Consider the following 23,534-nt stretch of genomic DNA (forward strand, 5'->3'; position numbering starts at 1 on the left):
GACCCCGCACCCCACCACAACAACGGCGGGCCGACCCCGCACGCCGTCACCAGCTTGTGGTCACCACTATTTTCGTGTCAGCGAGACCGAGCATTCCCCGTTCGCGGCCAAAAGGGGGCCGCGAACACGTAGCGCCGCAGGCGCTGCAAATCGGACAGGGCTCAGTGACCGCCCTTGTGTTCGCCCTCGGCCGGGCCGGACTTGTCGGACTCGTGCCGCTCGGTGTGCAGGCCCGCGTCGACCGGGACCTGAACCTGGACCGTGCCGTTCTGCTTGAAGTTGAACGAGACGTTGTAGGTCAGGCCGGGGGTGATGTCCTTGGTCAGGCCGGTGATCTCGATGAGGATCGGGTTGGCCTCGGGGTCGGCGGCGGGCTGGGCGCCGTGGTCGTCCGCACCGTGCGAATCGGCCGCGGTGGTGGTCGGCGCGGTCGTGCGCGCCGTGGTGGTCGGTGCTCCAGCCGTGGTGGTCGGCGCCGCGGTCGTCGTCGGTGCCGCGGTCGTGGTGGTCGGCGCGGCGTGCTTGACCGGGTGGGTACCCGCGACGACGGTCTGCTGCGGGGCGAGCTGGACGCCGGACTTCCCGGCGGCCGGGGTGATCTTGACGGTGCCCAGGTCGGTGGTGATGCTGGCCAGCTCGTCGGTGACGGACTCGCTGTTGTTGATGATGGACAGGGCGATGACCGCCTTGCCGCCCTTGGCGTTGGTGTACGAGGTGCCCTCGGCCGGGTAGACGATGTGCACGTTGCGCAGCGCGAGGTCGCCGACGTCGGCGGAGTTGCCGTTCACGGCGGCGACCTGCTCCGCGGTCTGCGAGATCTGACCCGCGCCGCAGCCGGACAGCGCGATCGCCGCTCCGGCGGCGAGTGCGGCAACCGTCACCATGCGACGTCGCGCCCCCTTCGGGGCGGTCACAGCTTTCAGGGCAGTCACGGGTTGTCCCTCCATGTCGACCGGGCTCTGCTCCGCGCGGGAGCGTAGTAACTAGGCAGCGTAGTAGTTCTCTCAGCGGCCCAGGCGTGGGGGCTGTGCCAACGTGCCCCGACGCCGTGCCAGTCGGCTCCGCAGCGGTGCCGGGTCGGGCGCGGGCATGCCCGCGTCGACACCCCCGCGCGCGGGTAACAGTTCGGTCGAGCTTCGGAGGTTGCGGAGACGGTGCCGGGCCGCGGGCGCGGCAGCGGGGGCAACCGAGCCGGGAGATAACCCGTTCTGGCACAACGTAATGCACACCGCCTGGCTTCTGTCAAGCCCCACGGTCGCCTCGTTGTGGCCCTGACCTGCACAGTTGATCGCGCCGTTATCGAGTCGCATGTTAAACTGTGAACATCGAAAGGGGCACGGGACACATGATTTTTAAGGTCGGAGACACCGTCGTTTACCCCCACCACGGAGCGGCGCTGATCGAAGCAATCGAGACTCGCACCATCAAGGGTGAGCAAAAAGAGTATCTGGTCCTGAAGGTCGCCCAAGGCGATCTGACTGTTCGGGTTCCCGCGGAGAACGCCGAATACGTCGGCGTGCGTGACGTCGTCGGCCAGGAGGGTCTCGATCGGGTCTTCCAGGTTCTGCGGGCGCCGCACACGGAGGAGCCGACCAACTGGTCTCGCCGCTACAAGGCCAACCTGGAGAAGCTCGCCTCTGGCGATGTGAACAAGGTGGCCGAGGTCGTTCGCGACCTGTGGCGCCGGGAGCAGGACCGCGGCCTCTCCGCGGGTGAGAAGCGCATGCTCGCCAAGGCTCGGCAGATCCTGGTCGGTGAGCTCGCGCTGGCCGAAGGCACCGATGACGGCAAGGCCGAGACCCTGCTCGATGAGGTCCTCGCCGCGGCTTCCTGACCCGTGAACACACCTGACAACGGTGTCCGTTCCACCAGCGGACCCGTCGTTGCTCTGGTGCCTGCCGCCGGTCGTGGCGTACGTCTGGGCGAATCGATGCCCAAGGCGTTCGTCACGGTCGGCGGCACGCCCATGGTCCGGCTCGCCGTCGAAGGCCTGATCGCCTCCGGCGCGGTGGATCGGATCATCGTGATGGTTCCCACCGAGCTCGTCGACAGCGCCGTTGCCCTGCTGCCGCCCTCGGATTCGGTCCACGTGGTCGTCGGCGGCGCCGAACGCATCGACTCGGTGCGTGCGGGTATCGCCGCCGCGCCCGACGCGGGCTACTTTCTCGTACACGACGCCGCCCGCGCCCTCACGCCTCCCGGGCTGATCGCCCGGGTCGCCGCGCAGCTGCGGGCGGGGCGATCAGCCGTGATTCCCGGGCTCCCGGTCGCCGACACCATCAAGTCGGTCGATGCGACCGGGGCGGTCACCGGCACTCCTGATCGCGCCCAACTGCGTGCCATCCAGACGCCGCAGGGTTTCGCGGCCGATCTGCTGCGCTCCGCCTACGCGACCGAAGGCATCCAGGCCACCGATGACGCGGGGCTGGTCGAGCGGCTCGGCGCCGTGGTCACCACCATTCCCGGCGATCCGCTGGCTTTCAAGATCACCACTCCGCTCGACCTCCTGCTCGCCAACGCGGTGCTGGACGGCGCGGAGATCGGCCGGGTGGTGAGCGAGCTTGCGAGCGAACCATCGATCCAGGGCGCCATGGCGGCGCCGAGCGCCAGCGAGGTGGCGCCATGACCATGCGCGTCGGCATCGGTAGCGACGTCCACCCCATCGAGGCCGGCCGGCCCTGCTGGATGGCTGGTCTGCTGTTCGACGGCGACGACGGCTGCGCGGGCCACTCCGACGGCGACGTCGCCGCGCACGCGCTGTGCGACGCGCTGCTGTCCGCGGCCGGCCTGGGCGACGTCGGCGCGGTGTTCGGCACCGGTCGGCCGGAATGGGAAGGCGTCTCCGGGGCGGCCATGCTGAAGGAAGTGCGCAGGCTGCTCGGCGAAGCGGGCTTCGAAGTGGTCAACGCGGCGGTGCAGGTGATCGGCAATCGGCCGAAGATCGGTCCCCGGCGCGCCGAGGCGCAACAGGTGCTCGGCGAACTGCTCGGCGCCCCGGTTTCGGTGTCCGGCACCACCACCGATGGTCTCGGGCTGACCGGGCGCGGTGAGGGTGTCGCCGCTGTGGCGACGGCCCTGCTGCAAGCCTGTCGTTGATCCTGCTCCGGCGGACCAGAGCCGGTCCGTGAACCCCCTTGAACACCAGCTAGGATCGACTGCCGTGACGTTGCGCCTCTTCGATACCGACACGCGGACCGTGCGCGAATTCGCGCCGCTGGTCCCCGGCCGTGCTTCGGTCTACCTCTGTGGCGCCACCGTGCAGGGCGAGCCGCACATCGGCCATGTGCGCAGCGGAGTCGCGTTCGATGTGCTGCGACGCTGGCTGCTCGCGCACGACTACGACGTCTGGTTCATCCGCAACGTCACCGATATCGAGGACAAGATCCTGACCAAGGCCGCCGAGGCGGGCAGGCCGTGGTGGGAATGGGCCGCCACGCACGAGCGCGCCTTCGATCGCGCCTACGAGCAGCTCGGGGTGCTGCCACCGTCCGCCGAGCCCCGCGCCACCGGCCACATCACCCAGATGGTCGAGATGATGCAGCGGCTGATCGATCGGGGGCATGCCTACGCCTCGGCGGGCAATGTCTACTTCGACGTGGTGAGCTATCCCGAGTACGGAAAGCTTTCCGGCCACAAGCTCGATGACGTGCACCAGGGCGAGAGCGCGGGCGAGGGCAAGCGCGACCCGCGCGACTTCACCCTGTGGAAAGCCGCCAAGCCGGGCGAGCCGACCTGGCCGTCGCCGTGGGGGCCGGGCCGCCCCGGGTGGCACCTGGAGTGCTCCGCCATGGCCGGGTTCTATCTCGGCGCGGAGTTCGACATTCATTGCGGCGGTATGGATCTGGTGTTCCCGCACCATGAGAACGAGATCGCGCAGTCGAAGGGCGCCGGCGACGGCTTCGCCAGGTACTGGCTGCACAACGGCTGGGTGACCATGGGCGGGGAGAAGATGTCCAAGTCACTGGGCAACGTGCTGTCGGTGCCGAACGTGCTGCGAAAGGTCCGCGCCGTCGAACTGCGGTTCTACCTGGGCAGCGCGCACTACCGCTCGATGCTGGAGTACTCGGACAAGGCACTGTACGACGCCGCCCAGTCCTATCAGCGCATCGAGGCGTTCGTGAACCGGGTGTTCGACCGGGCCGGGGAGATCCCGGTCGGCAAGTGGACCGACGCGTTCGCCGCCGCCCTCGACGACGATCTCGCGGTGCCGAAAGCGCTGGCCGAGATCCACCGCGCCGTGCACGAAGGCAACAAGGCATTGGAGGTCGGCGCGATCGACTCGGCCCGCGACCTGGCCGGCCAGGTGCGCGCCATGCTCGGTGTCCTCGGCGTCGATCCGTTCGACCCGCACTGGTACGCGCCGAGCGACTCCTCGGCCGCGCTCGGCGCACTCGACGTGCTGGTCGGCGCGGAACTCGACCGTCGCCAGCAGGCGCGGGCCGCGAAGGACTGGACCATGGCCGACGCCGTGCGCGATCGATTGCAGTCCGCGGGCATCGAGGTCACCGACACCGCCAACGGTCCCGAATGGGCGCTCGGCGCACCGCAATCCGGAAAGGCCAAGTGATGGCAGGCAATTCGCAGCGTCGAGGTGCGGTTCGCAAGGGCGGCACCAAGAAGGGCGCGGTGGTCGGCTCCGGCGGCAAGCGCAGGCGCGGGCTGGAGGGGCGCGGCGCGACGCCGCCCGCCGAGCAGCGTACCAAGCATCCCGCCGCCAAGCGGGCGGCCGCGAAAGCCAAGGCCGCCCAAGGTCGTTCGTCCGCACGCGGTGGTACCGCAGCGCGGCCCGCCGGCCGCAGGACCGATGACGGTCCGGAGTTGGTGCTCGGGCGCAACCCGGTGGTGGAGTGTCTGCGGGCGGGCGTGCCAGCGACCGCGCTGTATGTCGCGGTCGGCACGGAGAACGACGACCGATTGACCGAGAGCGTGCGCATCGCCGCCGACGCGGGCATCTCCATCCTGGAGGTGCCGCGCACCGATCTGGATCGTTTGAGCGCCAACGGTTTGCACCAAGGCGTCGCGTTGCAGGTGCCGCCGTACCGCTACGCTCATCCGGACGACCTGCTCGACCGGGCGCGGAACTCGGTGACTCCCGCGCTGCTCGTCGCGCTGGACAACATCTCCGACCCGCGCAACCTCGGCGCGGTGATCCGTTCCGTGGCGGCCTTCGGCGGCCACGGGGTACTGATTCCGCAGCGACGCAGCGCGAGCGTCACCGCGGTGGCCTGGCGCACCAGCGCGGGCGCCGCGGCTCGGCTCCCGGTCGCCCGCGCGACGAATCTGACGCGCACGCTGAAGGATTGGGCGGCGCAAGGGGTTCAGATCGTCGGCCTGGACGCGGGCGGCGATACCACCCTGGACGAGTTCGACGGGCGCGAGCCGACCGTGATCGTGGTCGGCTCGGAGGGCAAGGGCCTGTCCCGCTTGGTCCGCGAGACCTGCGACGCCGTCCTGTCCATCCCGATGGCCGGTCCGGTGGAATCGCTCAACGCCTCGGTCGCCGCCGGTGTGGTGCTCTCGGAAGTAGCCCGGCAGCGCCGTATTTGATCGCGGAAGCCCGTCAGCCCGCTGACATGCGCGCTTCGGGGCGACCGTGACTGTGGTCGGCTCGGGAGGCAAGGCCTGGTCCGGGAGACCTGCCATGCGATCCTGTCCATTCCGATGGCCGGTGCATTGGGATGACTCGACGTTTCGGTCGTAGCCGGGTTGGTCGCCGAAGCACCCAGCAACACCAGATTTGAGCGCAGGGCCCATTCGCCAGTTGTTCGATGCCGCCGAACTCATGCCGCACCCGGCGGACGCGTGTCTCGTCGGTTCCGATAGTTACCGCGTACCCTGCCGACTTCAGCCCGGCCTGTAGGCACCAACGGCAGCTCGAATAACGTTGCGCAACAACCGATTTCGTGAGCACATGGGTAACTCATCGGGCACGCCCAGAACGGACACGGCACTCGACGCGGGACCTGAACGCGAATCACCCGCCACTCAACTAGTACGGCCTGAAGACGCGGAGAGGCGGGGGAGCCTAGAATTTGGCTGGTGGTGATACCCAATCAGCCTATCGGGCAGCCGGTCGAGCATCCGAACGCTTCGGCGGTGTTGTTCCTCGGCGCGGGAAGTGTCCTCTGCTGCGGCGTGCTGGGGCCGGTGGCATGGGCACTGGGTCGGCGTGCGCTCAACGACATCGAGGATTCTCTCGAAGCGGCCGCGAAAGGCACCGGTCCTGTCCAGCCGTACGGCGGCCGGGCCCAGGTGATGGTGGGCTACATCCTGGGCATCATCGGCACCGTCTTCATGATCATCTTCGCGCTGCTGTTCCTGTTCATGCTGCTCGGCGGCAACGCATGAGGGGCGCAGGCGGACGAAGTCCGTAGACAGCCCGAGGGTAGGCCGCGACACCTGCGGAGAGTTCGGACGGAGTCCGTCCGAACTCCATACGTGGCCGAGGTGAGGCCGGAGGGGGCGGAGCCGGACGAAATCCGTCCATAGCCTGCGTCGGTGCCGAGCGGAGGCTGACGTTGCCGCGGAAACGGCGCAGCGGACGGAATTCGTCATAACCCTGTGCCGGGCCGAGCCGAGGCTGAGGTTGCCGCAGCGACGGCGTAGTCGGGCGACGTTCGTCCACAAGCCTGTGCTGGGCCGAGCGCAGGCGAGGCAACCGCCTAGTCCAGGCTGGGCCTCTCGCGCTCACCGGTGGCGTCCCAGGCGGGCCATTCCGTGCTGACACTGCCGGACCAACTGGGCTGTCGGCGATCCCGGAACGCGGCCATGGCTTCACCGCCGTCGATGCTGTTGGCGGCGTGCTGGTTGAGGTCGGTTTCCAGCTGACCGACCACGGCCGGGTTCATCCGGAGGCCCTCCCATAGCAGCCGCTTGGATAGCGCGACCGGCAGCGGGGCCGAGCCATTGGCGATGTCGTGCGCGACCGCGAGCGCCGTCGGTAGCACCTCACTGCCGGGCAAGCAGCTGTTCGCCAGGCCCATCGCCTTCGCCTCTTCGCCGTCGAAGGTGCGTCCGGTCAGCATGATGTCGGCGGCATTCGCCATACCGATCAGGCGCGGTAGCGTCCAGTGCGCGTATCCGTCGGCCACGACGCCGCGGCGGACCTGGTTGAGCCCGTACACCGCGTCGCGCGCCATATACCGCAGGTCGCACTGTAGGGCGAGGGCCAGGCCGATGCCCACCGCGTGTCCATTCACCGCCGCGATCACGGGTTTGCGCACCCGCCACGGGGGCGGATCGATGGTCGCGCTGACCTCGCCGACCCGATGGGATAGGTCTGCGCCCGCGCAGAACGCGGGCGGGGTGCCGGTGACGACGACGGCACGGATGGCGTCTTCCACATCGCAGCGTTGCAGGGCGGCACCCAGTTCGGCGGCCATCGTGGGGGTGAAGGCGTTCTGCTGAGCGGGCCGGTTGAGCGTGAGCACGGCGACACCTTTGGAGACATCGACGTGCAGTTCCGAACTCATGCCCAAGGATGTTAGCCGACCGGGGCAGCTCGCCCCAGGCCGGAAATCTTTCGGCTATCTGCGCAGGATCTTGCGTCCGATGGCGTACTTGTGCACTTCGGTGGGTCCGTCGTAGAGCCGGAAGGCGCGCATGTCCCGGAAGATCATCTCGACTACGGTCTCGTCACTGATACCGATGCCGCCGAGCACCTGCACACATCGATCGGCGACCTGGAACAGCTCCTCGGAGACGAACGCCTTCGCGATCGAACTCTCGTGCCGCGCCTTCTCGCCGTTGTCCATCAGCCAGCACGCGTGCCAGATGGTGAGCCTGCACTGGTGCAGCGCGATCTCGTTGTCCGCCAACATGAACGACACGCCCTCGTGCTCGCCGATCGGCTTGCCGAACGCGGTGCGGGTGCGCGCGTGTTCCACCGCGATGCTCTGTGCGCGCTCGGCCGCGCCGAGCCAGCGCATGCAGTGGGTCAGGCGGGCCGGCGCCAGCCGGAGCTGGGCGTAGCGCAGCGCTTGGCCGGCCTCGCCGAGCAGCGCTTCCCTGGGCAGGACCAGGTTGTCGAAGCGCACAACGCCGTGCCCGGCGACGTAGTTGCGGTCCATGGTGTTCATCGTGCGTTCGATGACGATACCGGGCTGGTCGCCGTCGGTGAGGAACAGCGTAGGGCCTTCTGGCAGATGCGGGTTGGGCGCAAGCCGGGCCATGATGATCCAGGTCTTCGCGCCGTTTGCGCCGGTGATCAGCCATTTGCGGCCGTTGACGGTGAAGTTCTCACCGTCGAAGGTGGCTTCGGTGGCCAGCTGGGCCGGGTCGGATCCGGCGCCGTCGGGCTCGGTCATGGCGAACACCGAGCGCTGATGTCCGGCGACAACGGGAGCCAGATAGCGCCGCACCTGGTCCGGGTCGGCGACCTTGGACAGCAGGAACATGTTGCCCTCGTCGGGCGCCGCGCAGTTCATCGCGATCGGGCCGAGCGTGGACCAGCCCGCCGCCTCGTAGATCACCGCCTGTTCGAGGTGGGACAGCCCGCGTCCGCCGAGCGATTCGGGAGCCTGCACGGTGAGCAGCTTCTCGGCGCGGGCGAGTTCGACGAGCTCCTGGCGCAGATCATCGGTCGGTCCGTGCGCGGTGAGGCGAGGGTCCCGCTCGAACGGGACGATCTTGTCGATGACGAATTGGCGGACTCGGTCGCGTTCGGCGGCGAGCTCGGCAGGAATCGCGAAGTCGATCATCGTTGGTCACCATTCGTTCGGGGGCGCGATGGGTCGAGCATACGAAACCTGCCCGCAGTGACTGAAGGCGGCTGCCATCAAAAGACTCTCGGTGAGCTGTACGGCCCGTGATCTGGTCTGATACGGCTGATCTCCGCTCAGCACCAGGTCCGCGCGACCTGCACGTGGTTGCGGTCATCGAGAACCAGGGCCATCGCGGCGCGCGCGAGCCGGACGAGAAGGACCGCGCCGTGCTGACCTTCACCACCTCGCTCAGTTGCTGATCGCACTCGCCTCGAGCAACGCCCGGCTGGTGCACGGAGCCGCCGCCGCCGACGGCGAGTGACCCGTCGGGGTGCCCGAGACCCTCACCGAGCACACGCTGCGGTGTGACGGGGTCCCGAGACAGCTGCGTCCATCGTGATCGCAGCGATCACGCCGCAGTCGCCGAGGTAGAGCTGTCCGCAGCGACGTCACGGCAGCCAGGGCGTTCGGGCAGCCTTCCGGCGCACGGGTCGAAGCCTTTACGCACTGGGTGATGCTGCTTCCGGCATGCCGTTCAGCGAGCGCGAGCGAGGCGGCGGTTGCGGGGGCCCAGCACGCGGCAGCCGAGGTAGATCAGGAACGAGATCGTGGTGACGAACGTCGAGACCGGGACGCCCGGCGCCAGCGACAGCAGGATGCCGCCGACCGCGGCGACTTCGGCGAACACCACCGCGAGCACGGTGGCCCGCAGCGGATTCGCGGTGAGCTGGGCCGCGGCGGCGGCCGGGGTGATCAGCAGCGCGAGCACCAGCAGCGCCCCGACGATCTGCACGCCGAATGCCGCCGTAATGCCGAGGAGCACGGCGAACACGATGGACAGCGCCCGCACCGGGACCCCGCGCGCCACCGCCACCTCCGGATCGGAGCTGGCGAACAGCAGCGGCCGGTAGACGAACCCGAGCACCGCGATCACCCCCGCCGTGCAGACCGCGAGCAGCCCGAGGCCGTTGTTGCCGACGCTGACCACCTGGCCGGTGAGCAGCGAGAACTTCGATCCCGCGCGGTCGGGCCCCAGCCACAGGAACAGCACCGAGAGCCCAAGCCCGAACGAGAGCACCACCGCGATCACCGAATCGCGCTCCCGCGCACGGGTGCCGAGCAGACCGAAGAGCACCGCGGCGACCACGGACCCGGCGATGGCGCCGAGGCCCACCCCGATACCGGCCAGCAGCGCCGCGGCGGCGCCGGTCAGCGACAGCTCGCTGGTGCCGTGCACGGCGAAGGACATCTGCCTGCTGATGATCAGCGGACCGATCACCCCGGACAGCAGCCCGAGCAGAGCCGCGGCCAGCAACGCCTGCTGGACGAAGCCGTAGGACAGCAGGTTCGCCGTGGTGCCGAAGTCCAGCATTTTCGTGAGGACGCCGGAAAGCTTGTCGATCACGAGGGCACCCCGCTCGGATCCGGCTGCGCCACCGCCGGGGTTGCGCTGCCGTCGCCGTCGACCAGGTCGGCCGCGCCGGTAGTGGAAATAGGCGGCGCGGTGTCAACCGAAGTCGTTCCGGCGGTCGCCGGGCCGGTCGTTGTCGCGTCGCCCGTCACCGAGTCGCTCTGTGCCGGGTTGTCCGAATGTGCGGTATCGGTCACCGGGCCATTCGGTGCCGGCTTGACGGGCGTACCGCCGTCGGCTCTCGCATCGCCAGGTTGCGCGACCCTGGACGCTGCGCTGTGCGACGCCGGATCGCTCGATCCGGACGGCGACGCGCCGTCCGATGCGGAGACGCCGGGCGCGAACCCATCGCCCGTCGCACCGTGGCAGTGCCCGCCCGCGGTGCCGAGCGCGTCCATTGTGTCGCCGGTGCCGACGACCACTAAACGCCCGCGCACTCGCAGGACGTCGACCTCGGTCCGGTACAGCTCGGACAGGACCGCCGAGGTCATCACCTCGTCGGGCGTTCCGATCCGGAATTGACCGTCGACCAGGTACAGCACCCGATCCACCAGCGGCAGAATCGGATTGATCTCGTGCGTCACGAACAGCACGGCGGTGTCGTGGGTGCGCCGCCGCCGATCGATCAGATCGGCGACCAGTCGCTGGTTGGCCAGATCCAGGCTCAGCAGCGGCTCGTCGCACAGCAGCACCTTCGGGTCGCCGGCCAAGGCCTGCGCCACCCGCAGTCGCTGCTGCTCGCCGCCGGACATGGATTCCAGTGGCGCGTAAGCGAAGTGCTGCGCGCCGACGTCGGCGATGGCCGCGGCCACCTTGCGCTTGCGTTCGGCGCGGGAGCGCAGCCCGAGCCCCCATCGGTGCCCGTCGACGCCCAGGCCGACGAGATCTACGCCGCGCAACTGCACCCCGGCGTCGATCGTCTTCTGTTGCGGCACATAGCCGATGTCGTGATTGCCGGTGCGCGCGGGGGATCCTGCGATCCGCGCCGTACCCGCGCTGAGCCCGAGCTGGCCGAGCAACACCTTCAGCAGGGAGGTCTTGCCCGATCCATTCGGCCCGAGAACGGCGACGAATTCGCCTGGAGCGACGCTGAGATCCAGTCCTTGCCAGAGAGTTCGATCTCCGAAGGACAATTGGGCCGCCTCCAGCCGGACGACGGCCGAGTCGTCCTCGCGGCTCGCTCGCCGCCGGTCGACCCGGTCGGTGTGCTCGGTCAGTGCGGCTCCCTTGTTCATCTGCTCAGCCCAACGCGGTGGCCAGCGCCTGCGCGTTCTTCGTTTGCCACTGAATGTAATCCACGCCGTCGGGCAGGGTTTCGGTCACCTCGACCACCCTGACGCCCGCGTTCTGCGCGGTGCCCCGCAGGTCCTTGGTGATCTTGTCCTCGGTCTGCACGTTGTAGATCAGCGCGCGCACCCGCTTGCCGGTGAGCAGGTCCTGGGTGGCCGCGACGGCCGCGGGCGCCGGGTCGGTCTCCTGCTCGATGGCCTCCTGGAACTCGTGCGGGGTGAGGTCATCGGCCCCGGCGGCGACCAGCAGATAGTGCGCGAGCGGTTCGGTCTGCAGCACCGGCGTTTTCGGATGCTCGGCGGCGAGCTTGCCGGTGATGGCGGTGATCGCGGCGAGTCGGTCCTTGAACGCCTTCGCGCGCTCGGCGTAAGCCGAGGCCTTGTCCGGGTCCAGTTCGCCGAGCTGGGTCGCGATTCCGTCGGCCACCACGCCGACCGTGCGCACGTCGTACCAGATGTGCTCGTTCTCGTCGCTCTTGTCGACCCGAGCGGCGAACGCGTCCACGGTGCGCTTGTTCGTGCCCGCCACCGCCTTCTCGGCGAACTCGTCGTAACCGCCGCCGTTGTAGATCACCAGGTCGGCGTCGCTGAGCTCGGCCGACTCCACGGCCGAGGTCTCGTGCGAGTGCGGGTCGGCGGACGGATCGGTGATCAGCGACCGAACGGTGGCGTCGGGACCGGCGATGGCGGCGGCGATGTCGCCCCAGACGTCGGTGGAGGCGACGACGGTCGGCCGGTCCGAGGCGGTCGAGTCGCCGCAGGCGGCGAGTGTCATGGCTGAGGCGACCCCCACGGCGAGGCTTACGCATCTCATGGCAAATCGGGTGTTCACGTGGGGTACTCCTGGCAGTCCGGCAGTTCGTAATGGAAATCGTTCCCGTTTAACTCTAGCAATCTCGTCAAACGGTAGGATGCGGCGCCCGCCGTGGAATTCGAAGACCAAGGGCCCGTGAACGATTCCTCGTTCACGGGCCCTCGAGCGGTTTGCTCCGTCAGACCAGCGCGGCCTCCACCGGCTGTCCGAGCAGCTGCGCGCAACGCAACAGGCCCAGGTGGCTGTAGGCCTGCGGGTGGTTGCCGAGCGAGCGTTCGGCCACCGGGTCGTACTCCTCGCTGAGCAGTCCGGTCGGGCCTGCGACGTCGACCAGCTGGGCGAACAGCGCCTCGGCGTCCGAGCGCTTCCCGATCAGCAGGTACGCCTCGACCAGCCAGGCCGCGCAGAGGTGGAACCCGCCCTCGCCGCCGGGCAGTCCGTCGTCGTGGTGGTAGCGGTACACGGTCGAACCGCTGCGCAGCTCGGCCTCGGTCGCAACGACGGTCGCCGCGAACCGCGGGTCGGACGGATCGATCAGGCCGCTCAGCCCGATGTGCAGGGTCGCGGCGTCCAGGTCGGTGCCGTCGTAGGCCGCGGTGTAGGACTGCACCTCGTCGTTCCAGCCCTTGGCCTTCACCTCGTCGGCGATGGTGTCGCGCAGCACCGCCCACTCCGGGTCGACCCCGCGATCGAACTTCTGCGCCAGGGTCAGCGCCCGGTCGACGGTCAGCCAGCCCATCACCTTCGAGTACACGTGGTGGCGCGGGTTGCCGCGGATCTCCCAGATGCCGTGGTCGGGCTCCTGCCAGCGGCGCTGCACGGCGGAGACCATGGCGCACACCAGCTCCCAGTCGGCGTCCGGCAAGACGCCCGTCGGATCGGTGACGCCCCGCAGCTCCCTGGCGTGCGCCAGCGTCGCGATCAGATCGACGATCGGACCGAAGACGTCCAGCTGCACCTGCATGTTCGCCGCGTTGCCGACGCGCACCGGGCGCGAGCCCGCATAGCCGGGGAGCTGGTCGATCGATGCCTCCGGCGGCAGCGTCTCGCCGTAGAGCGTGTACAGCGGGTGCAGGCGCTCGGGTCCGGGGATCGTCTCCAGCACCCGGTGCACCCACCCGAGGAAATCCTCTGCCTCGGCGAGCGAGCCGAGCGAGACCAGCGCCGACGCGGTCAGCGCGGCGTCGCGCAGCCAGCAGTAGCGGTAGTCCCAGTTGCGCACGCCGCCGATGTCCTCCGGCAGCGAGGTGGTGGCCGCCGCGAGGATCGAGCCGGACGGGGCGTGCACCAGGCCGCGCAGGGTGAGCGCGGAGCGCTTCATCAGGTCGGGCTTCAGCGGAGGCAGTGTGAGCTGCGTGGCCCATTCCGACCAGTAGCGCTCGGCCTGGCGCCGCCGTTCCGCCTCACTGGTCTGGGCGGGTCCGAGATCCTGGGTGCCGCAGCGCAATTCGAGCACGATCGGGCCGCGGGAAGGGTCCACCACGGCCCGTGCGGACTCATGGGTCCCGTCGGTGACGATCTCCCACTGCACGCCGGGGGACCGCAGCACGATCGGATCGTTGGTGCCGTACACCCGCAGCCCGCCGTCCTGGGCTTCCAGGTTCACCGGAACCTGGCCGAACTCCGGGCGCGGGGCGAAGGTGACCACGGCCTTCGCGTCGCCGGTGATCACCCTGGTCAGATCGGTGCGGGTGGGCGCGACGTCGTGCGGCAGGTAGTCGGTGACTTGCAAACTCGCCCACCGGGTTTCGACGGTCATCGTGCCGTCGACGTAACGCTGCGAGAGCGGCAGTCCCGGCCGCTCCGGCTCGATGGTGAAGTGTCCGCCCTGCGGGCCGCCGAGCAGGTGCGCGAACACCGCGGCCGAGTCCGGTTCCGGATGGCAGAACCAGGTCACCGTGGCGTCCGGGGTGAGCAGCGCGACCGAGCGCGGGCTGGCCAGCATGGTCAGCCGCTCGATGCGCGGGGCGCTCGCGCCGGCCAGCCAGGTGCGCCGCTCCTCGAGCAGGTAGGCCAGCGCGCGGGACACGGCCTCGGTGCTGTCCACCCGGAATTTGGCCAGGCTCTCGCCCTCGCCGACCTTGATGCCGACGTCCGGCCCCGACAGCACCCGGAACGCCTTTTCGTCCGTCACGTCGTCACCGAAGAACACCGCGGCCGACGCTCCCGCCTGGTGGCGCACGGTGTCCAGCGCGGTGCCCTTGTCGGTCTGCACCACGGCCAGCTCGATGACGGCCTTGCCCTCGGTGACCTGAACGCCGAACCAGCACGCCGGGCCGAGCCGGACCTGCGACAGCGCGCGATGCCCGATCTCCGGGCTCGCGTTGCGCACGTGCAGGGCCACACTCGCCGGTTTGATCTCGACCGTGACGCCGGGATTCTCCGCGGCGATCTTACTGAGGGCCGACTGCAACTCTTGGAGCAGATGCTTGGCGTCGTTGTCGATCGCGTGGACGAAGCCCACGTCGAATTCCGAGCCGTGGCTGCCGATCAGTTGCACTTCGACCGGCAGGCGCGACAGCGCCGCGAGATCGCGCAACGCGCGCCCGGATATCACGGCGGCGGTGGTACCGGTGAGGCCGGCGAGTGCCCGTAACGCGCTCACCGATTCCCGATGGGGAAAGGCTTTGGCCGGGTCGGACACGATGGGCGCGAGTGTCCCGTCGTAGTCCGATGCGACCAGCAGCCGTGGCACGCGCGCGACCGTCGACAGTGCACGGCGAAGTTCCAGTGGCAGATCCTGTGCGCTCACGCATCCAACCTAGTGATCGGAGGATTTTTTCAGGGGGCGGCCAAAACAATACTGGGTTGAATTTGCCGCACAGAAGAGCGCCGGTCCGCGTGCGCACGATAACGCACGTGTTGATCTCGCGTCCAACAGATCCGCCCAGCTAACGGCAACGCGATCGCGGCGGGTGAGCTTCGTCGCAGGACAAGGGCAATTCGAGCCCGGCGTGGCGGCCGGGCGTCGAATTCGCTCGAGGTGCGCTCGCGTCGCTCGTCGTCCGTTACTGGTTGCGCTCGCCGAGCAGGAGGTCGACGGTCAGTTCCAGGCGTTCGGTGACGTCGGTGGCCGAGGCGCGCCGGGTCAGCCAGGCGACCAGATTGGACAACCACACATCGCTGATCACCCGTGCGATGGCCAGCTGCCGTTCGGTGGGCTCGCCGTCGTTCATGGCGCGCGCGAACACCCGGTCCATCACCTTGCCGACGCGGTCCACCTCGGCGGCGGCCGAGGCGTCGGCGAACATGAACGCACGGGTCATGGCCTCAGTGAGCAGCGGGTCGCGCTGCATCATCCGGGTGATCTGGGTCAGCAGCAGGTGCATGCGCTCTTGCGGAGTCTGCCCGGCAAGCGGCTTGCGTTTGCCCTCGATCTGCTCGAATTCGCGCGAGAGCGCCGAGACCAGCAGGTGCACTTTGGACGGAAAGTACCGGTACAGCGTGCCGACCGCGACGTCGGCGCGCTCGGCCACCGCCCGCATCTGGACCGCGTCGTAACCGCCCTTGGACGCCAGCGCCAAGGTCGCGTCCAGGATCCGCTTGCGCCGCTCGCGCTGCGCCGCCGAGCTCAGTTCGTCCTCACTGAGCGTGGTGACCGTTGCGGCGGGCGGTGCCGCGCTCGGGTCGGCTGGCTGCGAACGGGACGGACTGGCCATCGATGAAAGTCCTTTCCGGAAACGTCGTTTCGTCGGCCGCGTGGCGCGGTCCGCCGCGGCGGCGATGGTCTCTTGACTTCCGCCCGGCTAGGATATTAGAACATGTTCTAGGTGTGGGAGTCACGCCGGAAAGGCGGTATGGAGTGTGACCATCGCCACCACTGACGAGCATAAAGCCGTTCAGGAGTCGATGCGCGGCTGGGCGGCGTCGGTCCGTCCGATTGCAACAATGCGGACCGGCCAGGCCGACTTTTGGCGCGCCTACTGGCCCGCGCTCGCCGGGCTCGGAATCTTCCGTGTCGCGGTGGACGAGGACGCGGGTGGCGCGGGCGGTTCGGTCGCCGATCTCGCCGTGCTGGTGGAGCAGGCGGCGCACGATCTGGTCGGCGGCCCTGTGCTGGCAACGGCTTTGGCCAATCTGATCACCGCGGGAAGCCTCGACGAGGACCTGCCCTGCGGCGTCGCGCTCGACTTCGTTGCCGGCTCGACGGTGAGCGTACCCGCCGCAAGCGACGCGATGTTGCTCACGGGTACCTGGGATTCCGTGCTCGGCGCCGCGCCGGGCACCGCCGTGCTGCTTCCGGTCGAGTTCCCGCACGGGCAGCGCTGGTGCCTGGTCCCGCCCGACGCCGACGGCCTGCGGGTGGAACCGCTCGCACCGCTGGATCCGAGCACGCCGCTGGCCCGGGTGCAGTGCACGGACCTGCGCGTCCCCGTCGAGCGGGTGTTCGTCGCGCCGCACCCGGCCGAGGACCTGCTCGTCGCGCTGGTCGCCGCCGAGCTGGCCGGTCTCGCGGGCTGGTGCCTGGAGACCGCGGTCGAGTACGCCAAGGTGCGCGAGCAGTTCGGCCGCAAGATCGGATCGTTCCAGGCGGTCAAGCACATCTGCGCCTGGATGCTGTGCCGCACCGAACTCATCCGCGCCGTCGCCGGCGACACCGCGGCCGCCGTGGACGAGGGCGGCGCGGAACTGCCGATCGCCGCCGCCATCGCGGCCGCCATCGCGTTGGACGCGGCCGTCGACACCGCCAAGGACTGCATCCAGGTACTCGGCGGGATCGGTTTCACCTGGGAGCACGACGCGCACCTGTACCTGCGCAGGGCGGTGGCACTGCGCCAGCTGCTCGGCGGTTCGGCGCGCTGGCGGGCCCGGGTCACCGAGTTGACCCGGCGGGGCCTGCGGCGCACCACCGGCACCGACCGGATTTTCGCCGCGGACGGCGTGGCCGTCGTGGCCGGCGACAACGCGCACGAACTGGCCGCGGAGGTCGCGCGTATCGCGGCGCTGCCGGCCGATCGGCAGCGCGAGGCGCTGGTGGAGGCGGGACTGGTCATGCCGCATTGGCCGCGGCCCTACGGACGCGCCGCCGATCCCATGACCGGCCTGATGATCTCCGAGGAGCTGCGCCGCGCCGGGCTCGCCGCGCCGGACCTGGCCATCGGCGGTTGGGCGATTCCCACGCTGTTGCGCTACGGCAACCAGGAGCAGATCGACCGGTTCGCCTGGCCGACCCTGCGCGGCGAGGTGGTCTGGTGCCAGTTGTTCAGCGAGCCCGAGGCGGGCTCGGACCTGGCCGCGCTGCGCACCACCGCGAAAAAGGTGGACGGCGGTTGGGTGCTGCGCGGGCAAAAGGTGTGGACTTCGCTGGGCGACAAAGCGAATTGGGGAATTTGTTTGGCTCGCACCGATCCGGACGCGTCCAAGCATCGCGGAATCACCTATTTCCTGGTCGACATGCACAGCGCCGGACTGGAGATCCGCCCGCTGGTGCAGATCACCGGCGAGGCGCGATTCAGCGAGGTTTTTCTCGACGACGTATTCGTACCGGACGACTGTGTGGTCGGTGCGGTGAACAACGGATGGAAAATCGCCCGCTCGACGCTGTCGACCGAGCGCGTCGCGATGGGCGGCAATGGCATCGGGCCGGTACTAGAGGAACTGATCGCGAAATCACCCGCAACCGGACGGGGTGCGGAACTGGTGAACGACAGGCTCGGTGGATTCGTCGCCGAGGCGATCGCGGGACTTTTGCTCGAGCAACGCGCCACGCTGAAGGCGCTGGTGGGCGCTGATGCGGGTGCGCAGAGTAGCGTACGGAAGTTGGTCGGGGTGCGCCACCGCCAAGCGGTCGCGGAATTCGCTGTCGAGACGGCAGGGCCCGTCGGCGCGCAGGATGCCGATGTGGCGAAGGAATTCCTGCTCACGCGTTGTCTATCGATCGCTGGTGGAACCGAGCAGATTCTGCTCACCGTGGCCGGTGAGCGGATTCTGGGGCTGCCTCGTGACGCGGATAACTAGTCATCGAGACAACTGGGAGAAAAGCGTGGATTTCACCAGGGACGAGGGCCAAGACGCGGTGGCCGAAGTCGTCGTGAGCTTGATGGAGCACGAACCCGCACGCGATATGGAGCTGTGGCCGAGACTGGTCGACTCCGGCCTGCTTTCCGTTCCGTTACCGGAGCGCCACGGTGGCGACGGCATGGGTCTGCTCGAGGTGTCCGTGCTCCTCACCGAGCTGGCTATGGACGCTGTCGCGGTGCCGGCTCTTCCTACGCTCGGCTTCGGGGTGCTGCCATTGGTGGCCTCCGCGCCCGAGAGCGTGCAGGCGCAGGTGCTCCCCGAGGTCGCCAAGGGCACCGTGCTCACGGCGGCGCTGAGTGAACCGGCGGCGCCGTTCATCGACAAGCCGGAGACCATCGCGGTCACCAGCGGCAAGATGGTGCGCGTCAGCGGGTGCAAGATCGCCGTGCCCTACGCGGAGCAGGCACGCTGGCTGCTGGTGCCGACCAATTCCGGCATCGCGCTGGTCGATGCGGATGCCGAGGGGATCACCATGACGCCGACGCCGGTCTCCGGCGGCATCCCCGAATGCACCGTGGTGCTGGACCAGGTGGAGATCCCCGCCGACCAGCTGTGGCCGACCGGACTGGGCGACCTGCACCGGCTGGCGCTCGCCTCGATCGGCTCGGTGGCCGACGGGCTGCTGAAGGGCGCGATCGTGCTGACCGCCGAGCACCTGCGCACCCGCAATCAGTTCGGCAGGCCACTGGCGCAGTTCCAGGCGGTGGCCCAGCAGATCGCCGACCTGTACGTCGTCTCGCGGACCCTGCACGTCGCCGCGGCGTCGGCGAACTGGGCGCTTGCTCAGCGGGATTCGAGTCAGCAGCACCGTGAGCGCACCGACGACGACCTGGAGATCCTGGCCTACGCCGTGGCCGCGGAACTGCCCACGGCCATGCAGAAGTGTCATCACCTGCACGGCGGTCTCGGCGTGGACATCACCCACCCGATGCATCGCTACTACTCGCAGGCCAAGGACATCGTCCGCTGGCTCGGCGGGGCGTCGTTCCGACTCGATCGTTTGGGGGCAAGATGTTCATCGACCTGACCGCCGAGCAGCGCCGGTTGCGCGACGAGTTGCGCGCCTATTTCGCCGACCTCGTGACTCCCGAGGAGGAGGCCGAGATGGCGGTGAACCGGCACGGCGACGCCTACCGCGCGGTGGTGCGGAGGATGGGACGCGACGGCTGGCTCGGCGTCGGTTGGCCGAAGGAGTACGGCGGCCAGGGCTTCGGGCCGGTCGAACAGCAGGTCTTCTTCAACGAGGCGGTTCGGGCCGATGTCCCGCTTCCGCTGGTGACCCTGCTGACGGTCGGTCCGACGCTGCAGCAGTTCGGCACCGAGGAACAGAAGCAGAAGTTCCTGCCCGGAATCCTCACCGGCGATATCCATTTCGCGATCGGCTACTCCGAACCCGAGGCCGGCACCGACCTGGCGTCGCTGCGAACCTCTGCCGTGCGCGACGAGTCCGGGGACTGGATCGTGAACGGGCAGAAGGTCTTCACCACCGGCGCGCACGAGGCGGACTACGTCTGGCTGGCCTGCCGCACCGGCACCGCCGAGTCGCGTCATCGCGGCATCACCATCCTGATCGTGGACACCACCGACCCCGGCTACTCGTGGACGCCGATCATCACCTGCGACGGCGCGCACCACACCAACGCGACCTACTTCGACAACGTCCGGGTTCCGGCGAACATGCTGGTCGGCGCGGAGAACGAGGGCTGGAAGCTGATCACGACGCAGCTCAACCACGAGCGGGTGAGCCTGGGGCCGTCGGGCAAGATCGAGCAGCTCTACGACCGGGTCCGCGACTGGGCGCAGGCGCGCGGTGTGCTCGGCGAACTCGACGTGCGGCGCTCGCTCGGGCGGATGCACGCCATGGCCCGGCTGAACGAACTGCTGAATTGGCAGGTGGCAGGGACGGTCGACGGGGACCAGGCACAGGTGATCGCCGACGCCTCGGCCACCAAGGTCTTCTCCACCGAGTCGCTGCAGGAGGCGGGCAGGCTCGCCGAGGAGATCGTCGGCCGCTACGGCGACCAAGCCGACGCTGCGACCGCAGAGCTGTCCACCTGGCTCGATCGCCGGACCAAGCAGAACCTCGTAGTGACCTTCGGCGGCGGCGTCAACGAGGTGATGCGAGAACTGGTCGCCTCGTCCGGACTGCGGTTGCCGCGAGTCCCCAGATAATCAGTGAAGGAGTCGCGCGTGCCGGAAACAACAACTCCGGAAGCGATCATCGCGGCAGCTGAGGCCATCCGAGCGGCGGGCGAGTGCGCGCCCCGTTTCGGGCGTGATCCGGTGAATCAGCCGATGATCCACAATTGGGTCGAGGCCCTCGGCGATGCCAACCCCATCTACGTCGACGAGGCGGCGGCTCGCGCCGCTGGGCATCCCGGCGTCGTCGCCCCGCCCGCGATGGCTCAGGTGTGGACCATGTTCGGGCTGAAGGGTTCCCGGCCCGCCGACGACCCGATGGGTGCGGTCACCGAACTGCTCGACGCCGCAGGCTACACCTCCGTGGTCGCCACCGACTGCCAGCAGACCTACCATCGCTATCTCAATGCGGGCGAACAGGTTTCGGTGACCAGCAGGCTTTCGGACATCCGCGGTCCGAAACGGACCGCGCTGGGCGAGGGTTGGTTCGTCACCTTCCGGACCACCTGGCGTGTCGGTGACGAGGTGGTCGCCGAGATGCTGTTCCGGCTGCTGAAATTCGCGCCGGGAACCGCGGCGCCGAAGCCCGCGGCGGGCGAGCGGGTCAAGCCGCTGGTTTCCCTGGACACCGAATTCTTCTGGGAGGGAACCAAGGTCGGCGAGCTGCGGATTCAGCGGCTGCCGGACGGATCGCTGCGGCACCCGCCCATTCCGGCCATCTGGCAGGACAAGTCGAAGCCGACCGATTACGTGGTCGCTTCCGGGCACGGCAGCGTGTTCAGTTACGTCGTGCACCACGCGCCGAAGGTGCCGGGACGGCAGCTGCCGTTCGTGGTCGCGCTGGTCGAATTGGAGGAGGGCGTGCGCATGCTCGGGGAACTGCGCGGCATAGATCCCGCCGAGGTGCGGGTCGGCCTGCCGGTCGAGGTGGGCTTCGAGAAGCTGGACGACGAGGCGACCCTGCCGTTCTGGCAGGTGGTCTCGTGAACACCGTCGAACCGGAGAGTGTGCGGGTCGGCACCGTGCTGCCCGAGCTGGTGATCACCGCCGATCCGACGTTCGTGATCAGCACCGCGCTGGCCACCCGGGACTTCCAGGACGTGCACCACGACCGGGACAAGGCCGTCGCCCGCGGCTCCAAGGACATCTTCGTCAACATCCTCACCGACACCGGTCTCGTGCAGCGCTTCGTCACCGACTGGGCCGGTCCACGGGCGATCGTGAAGTCGCTCGCGCTGCGCCTGGGTGTTCCGCTGTACGCGGGGGACACGCTGACCCTCACCGGCACGGTGACCGCCCTGGAAAACGACGACATTCACATCGACGTGGTCGGCAAGGACAGCCTCGGCGACCACATCACGGCCACGGCCGTCATCGCGTTGCGGAGGGCTGATAACCATGACTGAGCCGGCATCGCGCAGCGATTCGATGAGGGGCGACGGCCGGGCGACGGATGGGCAGATTTCCGGCCGCGCGGCCATCGTCGGCATCGGCGCGACCGATTTCTCCAAGGACTCCGGGCGCAGCGAACTGCGGCTGGCCGCCGAGGCGGTCACCGCGGCGCTGGCGGACGCGGGCTTGACCGCGGCCGACGTGGACGGCTTGACCACGTTCACCATGGACACCAACACCCAGGCCGCGGTGGCCAGGGCGGTCGGGATTCCGCGGCTGACCTTCTTCAGCCACATCGGTTACGGCGGCGGCGCGGCCTGCGCCACCGTTCAGCAGGCGGCCATGGCGGTGGCCACCGGCATCGCCGACGTGGTGGTGGCCTATCGCGCGTTCAACGAGCGTTCGGTGTCGCGGTTCGGGCAGTTCTCCACGGCGCTGGCCACGGCGCCGACCTCGTCGGGCATCGACGCGGGGTGGTCCTACCCGCAGGGGCTGGGCACACCGGCCGCGCAGGTGGCGATGGTGGCTCGGCGCTACATGCACGTCTACGGGGCCACCAGCGCGGATTTCGGACGGGTCGCGGTCGCCGACCGCAAGCACGCCGCGGTGAACCCGGCCGCCTTCTTCTACGGCAAGCCGATCACGCTGGACGAGCACCAGAATTCCCGCTGGATCGCCGAGCCGCTGCACCTGCTGGACTGCTGCCAGGAGTCCGACGGCGGCGTCGCGATCGTGGTCACGAGCGTCGAGCGCGCTCGCGACCTGCCGCAGCGCCCCGCCGTGATCGCCGCCGCGGCCCAGGGTTCCGGCGCCGACCAGTACGTGATGACCAGCTACTACCGCGACGCCATGACCGGTCTGCCGGAGATGGGCCTGGTCGGCGACCAACTGTGGGCGCAGAGCGGGTTGCGTCCGCAGGACATGCAGGCCGCCATCCTCTACGACCATTTCACCCCGTTCGTGCTCATGCAGCTGGAGGAACTCGGCTTCTGCGCGCGCGGCGAGGCGAAGGACTTCATCGCCGACGGCGCCATCGAGATCGGCGGACGCCTGCCGCTGAACACCCACGGCGGACAACTCGGCGAGGCCTACATCCACGGCATGAACGGCATCGCCGAAGCCGTCCGGCAGATCCGCGGCACCTCGGTCAACCCGGTGGAGAACCTGGAGAACATCCTGGTCACCGCGGGTACCGGTGTGCCGACCTCCGGCCTGGTCCTCTCCGGCAACACCGACTAGTCGCCGTCTTCGTGCACCTGAGCCGGATTCGCTTCTCGCGGTGAAGGTGCTTCGGCCGGGTGACACCAAGCGTTAGGTTGAGGCGGTGACGGATCGGCATCTGGTGGATGTGCACGTTCTGTTACTGCACGGCCACGAGCTGTTGCTGAGCAGGCGGCGCAGCGCGGACGAGTTCGACGGACGGTGGCATCTCCCGGCGGGCAGGCTGGAGGCGGGAGAGTCGGCGACGGCCGGGGCGGTACGGGAGGCGCGTGAGGAGACCGGGGTCGAGATCGATCCGGACGATCTGAGCTTCGTGCACGTCGCGCACGTGGTCGCGGCCGGCCGGGAAGCACGGCTCGGGGTGTTCTTCGAGACGTCACGGTGGGTCGGCGAGCCGGTCAACCAGGAGCCGGACAACTGCTACGAGCTGCGCTGGTTTCCGTTGGACGAGCTGCCGGAGGACATCATCGAATACCCGCTGGCGGCGATTCGTGCGCGTGCCCGCGGCGAGAGGTATTCCGAACGAGGCTGGCGCTGACGCGGAT

21 protein-coding genes and 1 pseudogene are annotated in these 23,534 nt (G+C 69.0%); 14 read left to right on the forward strand and 8 right to left on the reverse strand.

Annotated elements, in window-relative coordinates; translation table 11 throughout:
• Positions 1–161: 161 nt before the first annotated feature.
• Positions 162–884, reverse strand: coding sequence for a hypothetical protein (locus tag AB0M45_RS28240; RefSeq protein WP_364335567.1), 723 nt, complete (start codon positions 882–884; stop codon positions 162–164).
• A 461-nt stretch (positions 885–1,345) separates the two neighbouring features.
• Between AB0M45_RS28240 and carD the strand changes: the two genes are divergently transcribed.
• The 6 genes from carD (at position 1,346) to AB0M45_RS28270 (ending at position 6,348) form a co-directional block, all read left to right on the forward strand.
• Positions 1,346–1,834: an RNA polymerase-binding transcription factor CarD gene (gene carD, locus AB0M45_RS28245; RefSeq protein WP_011206964.1), complete on the forward strand. Its 489-nt coding sequence runs from the start codon at positions 1,346–1,348 to the stop codon at positions 1,832–1,834.
• 3 nt (positions 1,835–1,837) lie between these two features.
• The gene (gene ispD / locus AB0M45_RS28250; RefSeq protein ID WP_364335438.1) at positions 1,838–2,626 is read left to right on the forward strand and encodes a 2-C-methyl-D-erythritol 4-phosphate cytidylyltransferase; all 789 of its coding nucleotides are present in this window, start codon (positions 1,838–1,840) and stop codon (positions 2,624–2,626) included.
• Between the two features lie 2 nt (positions 2,627–2,628).
• Positions 2,629–3,096 (forward strand): 2-C-methyl-D-erythritol 2,4-cyclodiphosphate synthase, encoded by a 468-nt coding sequence (ispF, locus tag AB0M45_RS28255; protein ID WP_040773300.1) that lies wholly within the window; start codon positions 2,629–2,631, stop codon positions 3,094–3,096.
• A gap of 64 nt (positions 3,097–3,160) precedes the next feature.
• Positions 3,161–4,567 carry a cysteine--tRNA ligase gene (gene cysS / locus AB0M45_RS28260; protein ID WP_364335440.1) on the forward strand — a complete coding sequence of 469 codons (1,407 nt, stop codon included), beginning with the start codon at positions 3,161–3,163 and terminating at the stop codon, positions 4,565–4,567.
• Complete coding sequence (gene rlmB / locus AB0M45_RS28265) at positions 4,567–5,547, forward strand: 23S rRNA (guanosine(2251)-2'-O)-methyltransferase RlmB (protein WP_364335442.1); 981 nt, start codon at positions 4,567–4,569, stop codon at positions 5,545–5,547. Before cysS ends, rlmB begins: the two co-directional genes overlap by 1 nt.
• Before the next feature lie 492 nt (positions 5,548–6,039).
• Positions 6,040–6,348, forward strand: coding sequence for a DUF4190 domain-containing protein (locus AB0M45_RS28270; protein ID WP_364335444.1), 309 nt, complete (start codon positions 6,040–6,042; stop codon positions 6,346–6,348).
• A gap of 314 nt (positions 6,349–6,662) precedes the next feature.
• Here AB0M45_RS28270 and AB0M45_RS28275 read toward each other — a convergent pair whose 3' ends face one another.
• A complete protein-coding gene (locus AB0M45_RS28275; RefSeq protein WP_364335446.1) occupies positions 6,663–7,472 on the reverse strand; it encodes an enoyl-CoA hydratase-related protein in 810 nt (269 codons plus the stop codon).
• Positions 7,473–7,526: 54 nt separating this feature from the next.
• Positions 7,527–8,699, reverse strand: a complete 1,173-nt coding sequence (locus tag AB0M45_RS28280; protein WP_364335448.1) for an acyl-CoA dehydrogenase family protein — start codon at positions 8,697–8,699, stop codon at positions 7,527–7,529.
• A gap of 107 nt (positions 8,700–8,806) precedes the next feature.
• On the opposite strand from AB0M45_RS28280, the gene AB0M45_RS28285 reads away from it, so the two are divergent.
• Positions 8,807–8,962, forward strand: coding sequence for a hypothetical protein (locus AB0M45_RS28285; RefSeq protein WP_364335450.1), 156 nt, complete (start codon positions 8,807–8,809; stop codon positions 8,960–8,962).
• Positions 8,963–9,237: 275 nt separating this feature from the next.
• Here AB0M45_RS28285 and AB0M45_RS28290 read toward each other — a convergent pair whose 3' ends face one another.
• From AB0M45_RS28290 to kstR, 5 genes and pseudogenes are all read right to left on the reverse strand, one after another.
• Positions 9,238–10,107: a metal ABC transporter permease gene (locus AB0M45_RS28290; RefSeq protein WP_364335452.1), complete on the reverse strand. Its 870-nt coding sequence runs from the start codon at positions 10,105–10,107 to the stop codon at positions 9,238–9,240.
• A 377-nt stretch (positions 10,108–10,484) separates the two neighbouring features.
• Positions 10,485–11,348 (reverse strand): annotated as a pseudogene (locus AB0M45_RS28295) (ATP-binding cassette domain-containing protein); the annotation flags it as partial.
• A 4-nt stretch (positions 11,349–11,352) separates the two neighbouring features.
• Entirely contained in the window at positions 11,353–12,177 is an 825-nt protein-coding gene (locus AB0M45_RS28300) for a zinc ABC transporter substrate-binding protein (protein ID WP_364335454.1), read from the reverse strand.
• A gap of 217 nt (positions 12,178–12,394) precedes the next feature.
• Entirely contained in the window at positions 12,395–14,968 is a 2,574-nt protein-coding gene (gene otsB, locus AB0M45_RS28305) for a trehalose-phosphatase (RefSeq protein ID WP_364335456.1), read from the reverse strand.
• A gap of 256 nt (positions 14,969–15,224) precedes the next feature.
• Positions 15,225–15,875, reverse strand: coding sequence for a cholesterol catabolism transcriptional regulator KstR (gene kstR, locus AB0M45_RS28310; protein WP_364335458.1), 651 nt, complete (start codon positions 15,873–15,875; stop codon positions 15,225–15,227).
• Between the two features lie 145 nt (positions 15,876–16,020).
• Here kstR and AB0M45_RS28315 point away from each other — a divergent pair, with 145 nt between their 5' ends.
• The 7 genes from AB0M45_RS28315 to AB0M45_RS28345 all read left to right on the forward strand — a co-directional run bounded on the left by AB0M45_RS28315 (position 16,021) and on the right by AB0M45_RS28345 (position 23,527).
• Entirely contained in the window at positions 16,021–18,174 is a 2,154-nt protein-coding gene (locus AB0M45_RS28315) for an acyl-CoA dehydrogenase family protein (protein ID WP_364335460.1), read from the forward strand.
• Between the two features lie 25 nt (positions 18,175–18,199).
• Positions 18,200–19,264 (forward strand): acyl-CoA dehydrogenase family protein, encoded by a 1,065-nt coding sequence (locus AB0M45_RS28320; RefSeq protein ID WP_364335462.1) that lies wholly within the window; start codon positions 18,200–18,202, stop codon positions 19,262–19,264.
• Positions 19,249–20,409: an acyl-CoA dehydrogenase family protein gene (locus AB0M45_RS28325; RefSeq protein WP_364335464.1), complete on the forward strand. Its 1,161-nt coding sequence runs from the start codon at positions 19,249–19,251 to the stop codon at positions 20,407–20,409. The genes AB0M45_RS28320 and AB0M45_RS28325 overlap by 16 nt, the downstream gene beginning before the upstream one ends.
• Positions 20,410–20,427: 18 nt before the next feature.
• A complete protein-coding gene (locus AB0M45_RS28330; RefSeq protein ID WP_364335465.1) occupies positions 20,428–21,363 on the forward strand; it encodes a MaoC family dehydratase N-terminal domain-containing protein in 936 nt (311 codons plus the stop codon).
• Complete coding sequence (locus AB0M45_RS28335) at positions 21,360–21,782, forward strand: MaoC family dehydratase (RefSeq protein WP_364335466.1); 423 nt, start codon at positions 21,360–21,362, stop codon at positions 21,780–21,782. The genes AB0M45_RS28330 and AB0M45_RS28335 overlap by 4 nt, the downstream gene beginning before the upstream one ends.
• A gap of 22 nt (positions 21,783–21,804) precedes the next feature.
• A complete protein-coding gene (locus tag AB0M45_RS28340) occupies positions 21,805–23,007 on the forward strand; it encodes a lipid-transfer protein (RefSeq protein WP_364335570.1) in 1,203 nt (400 codons plus the stop codon).
• Positions 23,008–23,092: 85 nt separating this feature from the next.
• Positions 23,093–23,527, forward strand: coding sequence for an NUDIX domain-containing protein (locus AB0M45_RS28345; protein ID WP_364335467.1), 435 nt, complete (start codon positions 23,093–23,095; stop codon positions 23,525–23,527).
• Positions 23,528–23,534: the final 7 nt, after the last annotated feature.

The sequence above is a fragment of the Nocardia sp. NPDC051787 genome (genome assembly GCF_040681325.1).
Taxonomy (GTDB): Bacteria; Actinomycetota; Actinomycetes; order Mycobacteriales; family Mycobacteriaceae; genus Nocardia.